9 protein-coding genes are annotated in these 12,170 nt (G+C 67.2%); 4 read left to right on the top strand and 5 right to left on the bottom strand.

Annotated elements, in window-relative coordinates:
* Nucleotides 1-180 precede the first annotated feature (180 nt).
* Together CNR27_RS14335 and CNR27_RS14330 are read left to right on the top strand one after the other, a co-directional pair.
* Nucleotides 181-780, top strand: coding sequence for a hydrolase (locus CNR27_RS14335; RefSeq protein WP_222843106.1), 600 nt, complete (start codon nucleotides 181-183; stop codon nucleotides 778-780).
* A 30-nt stretch (nucleotides 781-810) separates the two neighbouring features.
* Nucleotides 811-1,617 (top strand): pirin family protein, encoded by an 807-nt coding sequence (locus CNR27_RS14330; protein ID WP_096299837.1) that lies wholly within the window; start codon nucleotides 811-813, stop codon nucleotides 1,615-1,617.
* Between the two features lie 604 nt (nucleotides 1,618-2,221).
* Here CNR27_RS14330 and CNR27_RS14325 read toward each other — a convergent pair.
* Together CNR27_RS14325 and CNR27_RS14320 are read right to left on the bottom strand one after the other, a co-directional pair.
* Nucleotides 2,222-2,905 (bottom strand): glutathione S-transferase family protein, encoded by a 684-nt coding sequence (locus CNR27_RS14325; RefSeq protein WP_222843105.1) that lies wholly within the window; start codon nucleotides 2,903-2,905, stop codon nucleotides 2,222-2,224.
* A gap of 224 nt (nucleotides 2,906-3,129) precedes the next feature.
* Nucleotides 3,130-4,068, bottom strand: a complete 939-nt coding sequence (locus CNR27_RS14320; protein WP_096299835.1) for an alpha/beta fold hydrolase — start codon at nucleotides 4,066-4,068, stop codon at nucleotides 3,130-3,132.
* Between the two features lie 171 nt (nucleotides 4,069-4,239).
* Between CNR27_RS14320 and CNR27_RS14315 the strand changes: the two genes are divergently transcribed.
* Nucleotides 4,240-4,800: a CGNR zinc finger domain-containing protein gene (locus tag CNR27_RS14315; RefSeq protein ID WP_222843104.1), complete on the top strand. Its 561-nt coding sequence runs from the start codon at nucleotides 4,240-4,242 to the stop codon at nucleotides 4,798-4,800.
* Nucleotides 4,801-5,096: 296 nt separating this feature from the next.
* Here CNR27_RS14315 and otsA read toward each other — a convergent pair whose 3' ends face one another.
* From otsA to otsB, 3 genes are read right to left on the bottom strand one after another with little or no spacing between them, the layout of a single operon-like run.
* Nucleotides 5,097-6,470, bottom strand: a complete 1,374-nt coding sequence (gene otsA, locus CNR27_RS14310) for an alpha,alpha-trehalose-phosphate synthase (UDP-forming) (protein ID WP_096299831.1) — start codon at nucleotides 6,468-6,470, stop codon at nucleotides 5,097-5,099.
* A complete protein-coding gene (locus tag CNR27_RS14305; protein WP_096299830.1) occupies nucleotides 6,467-8,257 on the bottom strand; it encodes a glycoside hydrolase family 15 protein in 1,791 nt (596 codons plus the stop codon). The genes otsA and CNR27_RS14305 overlap by 4 nt, the downstream gene beginning before the upstream one ends.
* The gene (otsB, locus tag CNR27_RS14300) at nucleotides 8,254-9,066 is read right to left on the bottom strand and encodes a trehalose-phosphatase (protein WP_096299828.1); all 813 of its coding nucleotides are present in this window, start codon (nucleotides 9,064-9,066) and stop codon (nucleotides 8,254-8,256) included. The genes CNR27_RS14305 and otsB overlap by 4 nt, the downstream gene beginning before the upstream one ends.
* A gap of 314 nt (nucleotides 9,067-9,380) precedes the next feature.
* Between otsB and CNR27_RS14295 the strand changes: the two genes are divergently transcribed.
* Nucleotides 9,381-12,170, top strand: a complete 2,790-nt coding sequence (locus CNR27_RS14295; RefSeq protein ID WP_245815657.1) for a PAS domain-containing protein — start codon at nucleotides 9,381-9,383, stop codon at nucleotides 12,168-12,170.

Raw genomic sequence — 12,170 nt, 5'->3', positions numbered from 1 at the left:
AGACACGGCACCGCGGATATTGGATCTACCGTAGCGCATAGGGGAATGTCAGTGTGGTTCCAGGCAGGCCGTTTCTATTGCCGGCCGCTTTGCAGATAAACCTCCCTTACTCTCCAGGAATATCCAATGTCCCTTCGAAACGGGCTTTCGTCGCTGCTCCGCCCCGAGGATTCCGTCGTCGTGCTGATCGACCATCAGCCTTACCAGATGGCGAACTTGAACAGCCACGATCCGCAGATCGCACTCAACAACGCCACCGGCCTTGCAAAGGCTGCCAAGGCTTTCAACGTCCCGGTCATCCTGACCAGCGTCGTCGCGGCCCGGGGTGGCGTGATCTTCCCCCAGATCACCGACGTCTTCCCGGGTCAGGAAGTGATCGATCGCACCCTCATCAATACGTGGGAAGACCCGAATGTGGTCGATGTGGTCAAGGCCACCGGTCGCAAGCAGCTGATCATTGCCGGGCTCTGGACGGAAGTGTGCGTGGCCATGCCGACCATCCAGGCACTCGGCGAGGGCTGGGACGTCACGGTCGTGACCGATGCATGCGGCGGCGTCTCGGTGGAGGCCCACCAGCTCGCCATCCAGCGGATGATCGGCGCCGGCGCCAACATGATCACCTGGTTGGCGTTGGCTGCCGAATGGCAGCGCGACTGGGCCCGCGGCGAGACGGCTGGCGCACTGACCGATGTGCTCATCCAGCACGCCGCCGGCAGCGGCATCGCGTATCTGTGGGAACAGCAGCTGCTCAACACGCCGGTTGCAACCACGGCAAGCTGACGCGGGCTGCTTCCATTCGCGAAGCGTCGGATGGTCGGGCCCTTCGTGTTCTTCGACCACATGGGGCCGCTCGACCTGCCGGCGGGCATCGATCGCAGCCTGGACGTGCGGCCTCATCCGCACATCGGCCTGTCCACCATCAGCTATCTGTTCTCGGGTGAGCTGATGCATCGCGACAGCCTCGGGTACGCACAGGCGGTCCGCCCAAGGGAGGTCAACTGGATGACCGCAGGCAGCGGGATCACCCACAGCGAACGGCTCGAGCGCGCACGGGCGCATGGGGATCGCCTGCACGGCATCCAGGCCTGGGTCGCCCTGCCGGATGGACAGGAAGAGATCGCGCCGTCGTTCTCGCACCACACGGCCGACGATCTGCCGCAATGGGCGGACGCGGGCGTGACCGGCCGTCTGATCGCCGGCAGTGCCTACGGGCTCAGGGCCAAGGTCGACACACTCTCGCCGCTTTTCTACGCCCATCTGGACATGGCGCCGGGAGCTGCTGCCGAGATCCCGAACGGCCACAGGGAGCGAGCGCTCTACGTGGCAAGCGGCGCGGTGGAAATGGACGGTGAGCGCTACGAGGCCGGCAGGATGCTGGTGCTGGGCCGGGCGGCGTCGCGCGTTCGGGCCATCGACCAATCCACGGTGATGCTCCTCGGCGGCGAGCCGGTCGGTGAGCGCTTCGTCTACTGGAACTTCGTGTCCTCGTCCAGGGATCGTCTTGCCGAGGCGGCGGCGGACTGGAAGGCAGGCCGGATGTCGCTCCCGGTTGCCGACGACGCGGAATTCATTCCACTGCCCGAGGAATCCGCGCGGCCATCGCCGGCGCTGTCCTGAAGAGTTCCGGGTGGTGGCGGAAAAAGAAGATTTGCCTGGTCAAGGCGCGTCGGCGCTGCCCGGGCCCGTGCACGATCACCGCGTCGCGATGCGTGCGGTGATGCGTCGTGGTCGGTCGATGTCGACCGACGTCCGGTGGCGTCAGATCATTCGGTGATCGCAAGGTCGGATCCCATCTCCGCACGCACCTGACCGCCGTCCAATCACGAGCGGTGAAGTCCCGACGAGAGGTGCACTTGTCTGCGGAGATGCGATCAGCGCCGGTGCGTTCGGGTCCCGGCGCCATGGACAAAGCCCGGCAAGCGGACCGTCGTCGCGGTAGCCCTCGCAATCCCGGAACTGTGTCGCGAAACTAGGAACGCCAGTTCGAGATCGAGCTCATTGTCACGTTGCTGAAGCCCTCATGCCGCTGGCGTAGTACGCGCTTTTTCGCCTGGTGTTTCCAGGGCGGATGTAACCAAGGGAACCCGCGCGAACTGAAGGCGTTATCGGCCCGCAAATGAGGATGGCTTCATTGGCGGACGCGACGTTTGGCACAGCCGAACCGCGAAATCCCGGCTTCCAGCTTCCGGCTTCAGTCGATCAGCCGCCCAGCGGGCGGCTTTCAGGCGTTCCGGATGCTGACGAACTCATGCGTGCTGTATTCGTTCTTCAGGCTGTCGAAGGCTTCGTTGACCGACTCCCAGTTGGGCAGCGCCTTCATGTGTTCCAGCCAACGCTGCACACGCGGATAGCTGGTGTACTCGCAGCCGATGACCTCGCCCAGAGTCACCACGCAGGCGCCGAAATAGTCGGCGATCGTCAGGCCCGATGCACAGAGATGGGGTTTGCCGTGGGCCAGCCAGTGGTCTTCAAGTCGGCGCAGCCAGACTTCGCTCTTGTCTTTGGCCCAGGCGAGAGTCGCAGCCTGGGCCTGCTCTGTCTGCCGTCGGTGGTACGGCACGACTTGCGGATAGACGAGGCCGTAGCCGAAATCCCGGTAGAAATTGCTGTTGAGCCAGTCCAGCATCTCGTTGACGCGGGCCCGTTCTTCCAGATCGCTGGGATAGGCCGGGGAACCCGACTTCTCGGCAAGATATCGGAGGATGCTGACGCTCTCGGTCAGCCGCAGATCACCGTCCTCCAGCATCGGGATCAGACGATTGGGGTTGATCGACACGAAAGGCTCCTGGTGCTGCGCGCCCGCCAGGATGTCGACCACTTCCTCTTCCATCGTCAGCTGGATTTCCGCGGCGAAGAGCCGCACCGGGCGGCTGGTGGTAGAGATCGGATGCATGTAGATCTTCAAGAGAGGTCTCCCGTATTGCGCTTGTCGTTGCACAGCGGTGCTGCAGTGATGTCGGTCCAATCGACGACTGGCCCGAACTGGTTCGGCAAAGGGAAGGCTCGCGGAAGTTCACCGGCCCTGCGGCGCGCGTCTTGCTGCGCTGTGCTGATCTTGCGATTTGATCGGCGTCTGGCTCCCGGTGCATGCAGCAGGAGACATTGCGTCGCGCATGTCGACTCGAGCGTCTAGCGCTCGATATTTCGATCGAGAAACTCGAGCATGGTTTCCGCGATCTCTCCACCGTGCGTCTCGATCGCGAAATGACCGGTATCGAGCAGGCGGACTTCGGTGTTCGGATTGTCGCGCCTGAAGGCCTCCGCGCCCGCCGGAATGAAGAAGGGGTCGTGTCGCCCCCAGATCGCCAGAGTCGGTGGCTGGTACTCGCGGAAGAAGGCGTGCAGCTGCGGGTACTGCTGCACGTTTCTGCCGTAATCGAGCAGCAGATCCATCTGCGGCTCATCGCCGATACGCTCGATCGCTGCCGACGCCAGCTGATAGCTTTCAGGCGCGATCCGCGATGTGTCTTCGACACCCTCGGTGTACTGCCACTTGATCATTTCAGGTGTGTTGAAGCGGCGCAGCGCTTCGCGATTCCCGGCGGTCGGCGACGCCCAGGCCTTGCGCATGTCGGCCCAGCCCTCGCTGAGTCCTTCCTCGTACGCGTTGCCGTTCTGGCTCACGATCGCCGTGATCTTCTCCGGGTGCGCGACCGCCAGGCGCCAGGCGACCGGTGCGCCGTAGTCGAAAACGTAGAGGGCGTAGCGATCCAGACCCTTCCGGGCAGTGAAGGCATCGACGACGGAGGCGAGGTTGTCGAAGGTGTATTCGAACGTGACGCCGGGGGCGACGGTGGTCTGCCCGAACCCGGGGAGGTCGGGTGCGATCACGCGATACCGCGTTGCCAGGACCGGGATCAGCTCCCGGAACATGTGCGAGGAAGCGCCGAATCCATGGAGCAGGAGCACGGCAGGCGCGTCCTGTGGGCCGGCTTCGCGATAGAAGACGTTGACGCCCTGGATGTCCGTCGACCGGTAGTGGACGGGCGGTGACCGATCGGCCGCGGAAGCGGGAAGTGCGCTGCCGGCGGCGATTACGCCGGCCAGAAGAAGATCCTTGGCGTGCATGACAACTCCTTGGTAAGCACCGAGTAACCGGTAAAAGCGCTTTTATGGGGTTCGTGTAGTGCACGCTATCCATCGGGTGATAACCTGTCAACATATATTTTGATGGTTACTTGATCTGCTCAGCAGAACTGGGAGGACGAAATGACTGAAACGCCTACGGTTGGCGGCCACTTGGCGCTGGATCTGCTCAACACCGAGTCGCGTGACGAGGGCCGGGTGGTCGACCACTGGGACTCGGACCAGGACGTCTACCGGTGGCTGGTGCAGCACGAGATTGCGCCGACGGACGGCGTGGACTCGGATGCGCCGCCAGGCCTGCTGACGCAGGGCCGGAATCTCAGGGCGCTCGTGAGGAGGCTGGTGGTGGCACGAAAAGCAGGCGAAAGTCCCGAGCTCGACGGGCTCAACGACTTCCTCCAGGCCTACGTCACGTCACCCACGATCAGGCGAATGCCGGATGGGTCGTTCGCACTCGCCCGGATTTCGCGTGTCGACAGCGGCCCCGGCCTGCTTGGACCCGTTGCGGAAGCGGCTGCGCAGTTGCTGGTGGAAGGCGACTTCGCGCTGGTCCGACAGTGTGAGCACTCGGACTGCATCCTGTGGTTCTACGACCGCACCAAGTCGCACAAGCGGCGCTGGTGCAGCATGAGCGTATGCGGGAACCGGCAGAAGGCGGAAAGGTTCAGGAAACGGGGCGGCGGCCAGGGCGCGGGAGCCCGTGGGACCGGGTGATCGGCAGGGACTGCCCCGCGGCAGGTGCAGTGCGCTCATGGCGCATGCGCGCTGAGCGCAGCTGGGCATCCCCATGCAGTGCGCAGTGCGGAGTCGGCAGAAGGCCTGCCGCAGTGCGAGGCCACGATGTCTGGTTTGATTAAACGGGCGTCGACACGAGCCGAGGAATGTCTCGAACCCTCGCGCACAAGCGGCACTGTGCATCTGGTCCCGGCTGAAGCTCCCGGGCGGGCTGCCCTGCTGAAGCACACCGCCTGCCGAATCTCTCGAAGGAGATGCGGGGGCGAAGTCCCGGCTCAGCGCTGCGTTTCTGCGAGCGCCCGGAGGAAGTCCTTGCGCCAGGCATGGATGTCGTAGTCGCGCAGGCGGGTGATCATCGACTGCCAGCGCTCGCGTCGTTCCTCCAGGGGCATCTTCGCTGCGGCGGCGATCGCGTCGGCGACGCCGTCGCTGTCGAAGGGGTTCACCAGCAGGGCGCCGTCGAGCTCCCGCGCCGCGCCGGCGAAGATCGACAGCACCAGGGCGCCGGGGTCGGCTGGGTCCTGTGCAGCCACGTACTCCTTGGCCACCAGGTTCATGCCGTCGCGCAGGGGCGTGATCAGGCCGATGCGTGCCAGCCGGTAGAGCCCGGTCAAGGTGGCGTGCGGATAGGTGCGGTTGACGTAGCGCACCGGCGTCCAGTCGGGATGGGCGTGCCCGCCGTTGATGTGGCCGGCGAACTGCTCGAGTTCGCGCCGCAGGGCGCGGTAACTTGCGACACCGCCGCGCGAGACCGGGGCGATCTGCAGATAGGTCAGGCTGCCATGCAGCTTGGTGTACTTCTCGAGGAAGCGCTCGAAGGCGCGGAAGCGCTCGGGCAGCCCCTTGGAGTAGTCGAGCCGGTCCACGCCCAGGGCGAGCATGCGTCCGTTGAGGCTGGAATGCACACGCCTGATCGCAGCGATGCGCCCCGAGCGGCTCGCCAGCGATTCCAGCGCCGCGGTGTCGATGCCGATCGGGAACGCGTCGGCGCGGACCTGGCGTCCGTCCTGCCCGCGCACCTCGCCACGGCCTTGCACCTCGCCACCGCCGAAGAGGCGCATGTAATCCTGGAAGCGCTCGAGATCGCGCTCGGTCTGGAAGCCGACGAGGTCGTAGGCCACCAGCGCGCCGAAGGTCTGCTCGTGGTTGGGCAGGCCAGCGACGATGTCCGCCGACGGGAACGGCACGTGCAGGAAGAAGCCGATGCGCGCGCGCACGCCGCGCTTGCGCAGCTCCTGCGCGAGCGGCAGCAGATGGTAATCGTGGACCCAGACGATGTCGTCGTCGCGCAGCCGCTTGGCGAGCTTCTCGGCGAACAGCGCGTTGACGCCGCGATAGGCCGCCTGCGTGCCCACGTTGTAGTCCACCAGGTCGAGACGGAAGTGCAGCAGGGGCCACAGCGTGCGGTTGGAGAAGCCGTTGTAGTGGCCCTCGTAATCCTCGCGCGACAGGTCGACGGTGACGTAGTCGATGCCTTCGTGGTGCTCCTCGTGCACTTCGCCAGAGTGCTCGCGTGCGACCTTGCCACTCCAGCCGAACCACAGGCCGCCGCTATCGCGCAACGCGGCGTCGAGCGCCACGGCCAGGCCGCCGTTCTGGTTCGAGCCCGGCAAGGCGACCCGGTTGGAAACGACGACGAGGCGACTCATGCGGCGTCCTGCCAGGGTCGGGACAGGCGCATCGCGGCCATGATGAGGCCCACGTGCGAATAGGTCTGCGGGAAGTTGCCCCAGGCCTCGCCGGTATCGAATGCCAGATCTTCCGACAGCAGTCCCAGATGGTTGCGGCGCGACAGCAGCGTCTCGAACAGCGCGCGTGCTTCGTCCGTGCGGCCAATCGAGGCCAGCGCGTCGATGTACCAGAACGTGCAGATGGTGAAGCTCGTCTCGGGCGCGCCGAAATCGTCGGGCGTGACATAGCGGAACAGGCCATCTCCATGGCGCAGCGTGCGCCCGATCGCCTCGACCGTCCCGACGAAGCGCGGATCTTCCGTCTTGATGAAACCGAGATCGGCCAGCAGCAGCAGCGAGGCATCGAGCCGGTCGCCGCCGAAGGCGTCGGCGAAGGTGCCGAGCTCGGCGTTCCAGGATTCGGCCATGATCCGCTCGCGCATCGCCGTGGCGCGCTCCTGCCAGTGGCCTGCGCGCGCGTCGAGGCCGAGCTGGCTGGCGATGCGGGCAAGCCGGTCACACGCGGCCCAACACATCACCGCCGAATAGGTGTGCACGTAGGCCTTGCCGCGGAACTCCCACAGGCCGGCGTCGGGCTGGTCGTAGAGTCTCCAGGCCAGTTCGCCCAGCGGCTCGAGCTTGGCGAACGTCGCGGCGTCACCCGGGTGCTCCAGGCGGCGGTCGAAGAACAGCTGCGCCGAGGCCAGCACCACACTGCCGTAGGTATCGTGCTGGCGTTGCACGTACGCCAGGTTGCCGCGGCGCACCGGCCCCATGCCGCGGTAGCCGGCCAGCGCGGGCATCGTCTCCTCGGTCAGTTCGTGTTCGAACGCGATGCCGTAGAGCGGCTGCATGTCGCCGTCGTCACTCACCGTGAGGTTGAAGATGTAGCGGATGTACTCCTCCATCGTGCGCGTCGCGCCCAGGCGGTTGAGCGCGCGCACGACGAAGGCCGCGTCGCGCAGCCAGCAGTAGCGGTAGTCCCAGTTGCGCTCGGTATCGGCGGCCTCGGGAATCGAGGTCGTCATCGCCGCGATGATGCCGCCGCTGTCCTCGTACTGGCACAGCTTGAGGGTGATCGCGCTGCGGATGACCGCTTCCTGGAAATCGAGCGGGATGGACAGGTAGCGCACCCACTCGCGCCAGTAGGAAGTGGTGCGTTTCAGGGAGCCCTGCACGAACTCGGCCAGTGGCTGGGTCAGGGTCTCGTCGGGACCGAGCACGAAATGCAGGTCGCGGTCGACGACGAAGGGCAGGCCCTCGCGCAGCAGGCGGATGGGCACGTCGGTCGTCGCGCGCAGGGCGAAGTCGGGCAGTACGAAGCGGATGTGGTTGCTGCCCCAGGTGCTGTCGGGCACGCGTGCACCCCAGTCGGCGAGGGGGCGAAGGCGGATGCGGATACGCGGGCTCCCCGACAGCAGGCGGATGCGGCGCATCAGCATCACCGGCCGGTAGAACCGGTCGAGCTGGCGCCAGCGCGGGGCGAAATCCGTGATCTCGATGGAAGCGCCGTGCCGGTCGTGGAGCACGGTGCGCAGGATCGCGGTGTTCTCGATGTAATGCTGTTCGCTGCGCTCGAAGCCGTCGAGTTCGATTGCCCAGTCGCCATGGCCCTGCTTGGGCGACAGCAGCGCGCAGAACGCCGGATCGCCGTCGAACGCCGGCAGGCAGGACCAGACCAGACGCGCCTGCGCATCGAACAGGGCGCCGAAGCTGCCATTGCCGACGAGGCCCAGATCCAGGCTGGGGGCGAGCGGTTGTGTCATCGCGGGGTCTCCGGGGGTCGGGGCGTCACGCCAAGCCATGCATGCACGGCGGCGGGATCTGAAAGGCGGAAGCGGGCGGCACTGCCGGGCCGGTCGCCGACGAGGATGCTGATGCCGCCATGCGAATTGACGGCCTGGAAACCGGGATCGTCGGTGAGGTCATCGCCGGCAAAGACCGGCACGCGGCCGGCGAACGGTGCCTCGGCGAGGAATTCGAGGATCGCGCTGCCCTTGTCGGCATGTCGCGGACGCAGTTCGATGACCCGATCGCCCGGCTGCAACTGATAGCCGGGCAGGCGGGCCAGTGCGTGCTCGGCGAAGGCGCGCAAGGCGGTTGCGGCTTCCGCGGCGCGGGGCGGCGCGACCATCCGCCAGTGCAGTCCGATTGCCGCGCCCTTGTCCTCGAGCAGCGCACCGGGGAAGGCGCCGATCACTGCGAGTCCGGCGTCGCGCACCTGCCGCAGCGCGGCCGGGATCTGGCTGGCCTGGACGATCTCGCCGGCGCGTCGCCGCTCGACACCGTGCAGGCCGGCCGCAGCGAAGGCCGCAGGGGCGAACAGCCGGTCGAGCGTTGCCAGGTTGCGTCCGCTGACCAGGGCCAGCGCGCCGCCCAAGGCGGTCTGCAGTGCGACGAGTCGGTCGACCAGAGCTGGCGGAACTTCGACCGCGTCCGGGCGTGGCGCGAACGGCAACAGGCAGCCGTCGACGTCGAGGAAAAGCGCGGCATCGGCGGGAAGCGGAGGTGGTGGCGACAGGACCGTCGCGCCAGTGGACGACGACGGCGGGCGGGATTCCTGGGATTGGCGCATCGCAGCATCATGGCGACGCACGCGGAAAACCCATGTGAATCCCTATTCACCGGAGCCGCCGCCCGTGTTGGTTGCGCCGGGGCCGGGCGGGGCATCCGCGAGGCCGGGCGGCACTGGATGCGCTTGCTGCGGGCCGCAGCCGGAACCCCCGGCTCCGTCTGGGCTCGACGCAAGTACCGCAACACGCGCGCCGCTGGGCCCCCGGCATCGATCCGGTCGACCAGCGTCGTCGCCGCTCGGCGGAGCCGATGACGCCCTGTCACGGGCGGTTTGGGAGAATGCCCGTCCCGGGTCGGCCCACTTGCGAGTACGCCTTGAATCCTTCGGACCCCGCGCACGGAGCTGGTGGGCGCGATGCCCGTCGCATCGAGATGGCGCTGGCTGCAGGCGCGATCGTCGGCACCTGGTTCTGGGATGTCGCCCGGGACCGGGTCACGGTGGATGACGCCCTGGCGCGGGCACTCGGCCTCGATCCGGAGATTGCCGATACGCAGGTGCCGCTGGAGCGGATTCTCACGACGGTGCATCCGGAGGATTTGCCCGGGGTATCCGACGCCATTGCCGAGGTTCTCGTCCGCGGCGGTCGCTTCGCGCACCAGTACCGTGCGCGAGGCTCCGACGCGCAGTACCGGTGGATCGAGGCGATCGGACGCGTCGACTTCGATGCGGGCCGCCGCCCGCGCGAGTTCTCCGGTGTGGTCATCGAAATCGAAACGCGTCGCCGGATCGAAGCCGAGCGCGATCAGGCCCAGTCCCTGTTGCGATCCTTCGTCGATGCCGCGCCCGGCGTGGTGTTCGCCAAGGATCGCCAGGGTCGTTTCCTGATCGGCAACCGCAGTACCGGCGAGCTGCTCGGCTGCCCGCTCGAGGCCTACGTGGGGCGCACCGACGCGGAGCTGCTCCGCGACCCCGAGCAGGCGGCCGCGATCATGGCCACCGACGAGCGGATCATGGCGAGCGGTCAGCCCGAGCAGCTCGAGGAGCACGTGAGTTACCCCGATGGCCGGCGCGCCTGGTGGCTCTCGACCAAGGCGCCGCTGCGTGACGCGGCGGGCAGAGTCGTCGGTCTGGTCGGCACCTCGCTCGACATTACCCGCCGCCGGGCCGCCGAACGGCGCCATCGCGAGATCGAGGAGCGCTACCGGCTCGCCGCCCGCGCGACCAACGATGCGATCTGGGACTGGCGCATCGCCGATGGGGAAGTGGTCTGGAACGAGGCACTGGCCTCGCTGTTCGGTCATGCCATGGCCCGGACCGATGCGCGCTGGTGGCTCGATCACATCCACCCCGATGACCGCCCCCGCGTCGATGCACGCATCCATGCGGTGATCGCGGGCACCGAGTCGGTGTGGTCGGGCGAATACCGTTTCCGCAGGGCCGATGGCAGCTTCGCCGCCGTCCTCGACCGCGGGACGGTGCTGCGCGACGAGGCCGGCAGCCCCGTGCGCATGATCGGGGCGATGCTGGACCTGTCTGCGCGCAAGGCGGCCGAGGCGGCGCTGGCCCAGAGCGAGGAACGCCTGCGACTGGCCACCGAGGCCGGCGACATCAGCTTCTGGGACGTCGACATGGTGACTGGCGCGCTGATATGGCCGCCGCGCACCAAGGCGATGTTCGGCATCGCCCCGGACGTCGAGGTCTCGATGCGCGATTTCTACGACAGCCTGCATCCCGACGATCGCGCGCCGACCCGCGCCGCGTTCGAAGCGGCGGGCGACCCCGACAGGCGCGCGCTCTACGATGTGGAATACCGCGTGGTCCTCAAGGAGGACGGGGCGCTGCGCTGGGTGGCCGCCAAGGGGCGTGCGGTGTTCGAGGACCAGCGCTGCGTGCGTGTGCTCGGCGTGGTGGTCGACATCACTGCGCGCAAGCAGGCCGATGCACGTCTGCAGGAACTCAACGAAGAACTCGAAAGCCGGGTGATCGCCGAAGTGGCCGAGCGCACGCGCGTGGAAGAGGCCCTTCGGCAGAGCCAGAAGATGGAGGCGGTGGGCCAGCTGACCGGCGGGATCGCGCACGACTTCAACAACATGCTCGCCACCGTGATCGGTCCGCTGGACCTGCTGGCCTCGCGCTTGGGCGACATGGATCCACGCGCGAAGCGCTACCTCGACATGGCGATCGACGGCGCGAGCCGGGCGGCGCAGCTCACCCAGCGCCTGCTCGCATTCTCGCGTCAGCAGCCGCTGCAACCGGTACCCGTCGACGCGAACAAGCTGGTCGAGGGCATGCGGGCGCTGCTCGCACATTCGCTGGGCGGCAACGTGCGCCTGAAAACCGCGCTGGTTGACGGTGTGTGGTGCGCCCACGTCGATGGCAACCAGCTCGAGAACGTCATCCTCAATCTGGCCGTCAATGCACGTGACGCGATGCCCGCTGGCGGCCAGCTGACGATCGGGACGGCCAATTGCGACATGGCGACCGCGGCCGGCGACCATCCGGGCGTACCGGACGGACAGTACGTGCTGATCACGGTGTCGGACACCGGCTGCGGCATGCCGCCGGAGGTGATGGCCAGGGCCTTCGATCCGTTCTACACGACCAAGACGGTGGGCAAGGGCACGGGCCTGGGGCTGTCGCAGGTCTACGGCTTCGTCCAGCAGTCCAGCGGGCATGTAAGGCTGGCCTCGGCGCCGGGAGCGGGCACGGTCGTGCGGATCTACCTGCCGCGCCTGGTCGAGCGCCCGGAGGAAGCGGCGCCCTTGTCCGGCCAGGCTGCCCCGCTGCCGGCGCGGGGTCAGCAGCAGTTGATCCTTGTCGTCGACGACGAGGCGGGCGTGCGGCAGTTTTCCGCCGACGCGCTCACTGAACTGGGTTATCGCGTGCTGTCGGCGGACGGCGCGTCGCAGGCGCTGCAGGTGCTCGACGCGCATCCCGACATCGCGCTGCTCTTCACCGATGTGGTGATGCCGGAGGTCAATGGCCGTCAGCTCGCGGACGAGGCCCTCCGGCGGCGCCCGGCGCTGAAGGTCGTGTTCGCGACCGGCAACAGCCGCAATACCCTGGTCGACGATGGCGTACTGGGTCCCGATGTCCAGCTGATCGGCAAGCCCTTTACCGTGCGTGAGCTGGCGACGCGGATCGGGGCGGTGTTCGCCGACTGA

This window comes from Luteimonas chenhongjianii (genome assembly GCF_002327105.1).
Taxonomy (GTDB): Bacteria; Pseudomonadota; Gammaproteobacteria; order Xanthomonadales; family Xanthomonadaceae; genus Luteimonas; species Luteimonas chenhongjianii.
Note: the sequence above shows the minus strand (reverse complement) of the source record. Positions and strands in the feature narration are given on the sequence as shown.

What these genes read in the sequence shown, in the direction of transcription:
- otsA (WP_096299831.1), bottom strand. Translation starts at nt 6,470, where the DNA reads ATGAGTCGCCTCGTCGTCGTTTCCAACCGGGTCGCCTTGCCGGGCTCG.
- otsB (WP_096299828.1), bottom strand. Translation starts at nt 9,066, where the DNA reads ATGCGCCAATCCCAGGAATCCCGCCCGCCGTCGTCGTCCACTGGCGCG.
- CNR27_RS14320 (WP_096299835.1), bottom strand. Translation starts at nt 4,068, where the DNA reads ATGCACGCCAAGGATCTTCTTCTGGCCGGCGTAATCGCCGCCGGCAGC.
- CNR27_RS14330 (WP_096299837.1), top strand. Translation starts at nt 811, where the DNA reads ATGGTCGGGCCCTTCGTGTTCTTCGACCACATGGGGCCGCTCGACCTG.
- CNR27_RS14305 (WP_096299830.1), bottom strand. Translation starts at nt 8,257, where the DNA reads ATGACACAACCGCTCGCCCCCAGCCTGGATCTGGGCCTCGTCGGCAAT.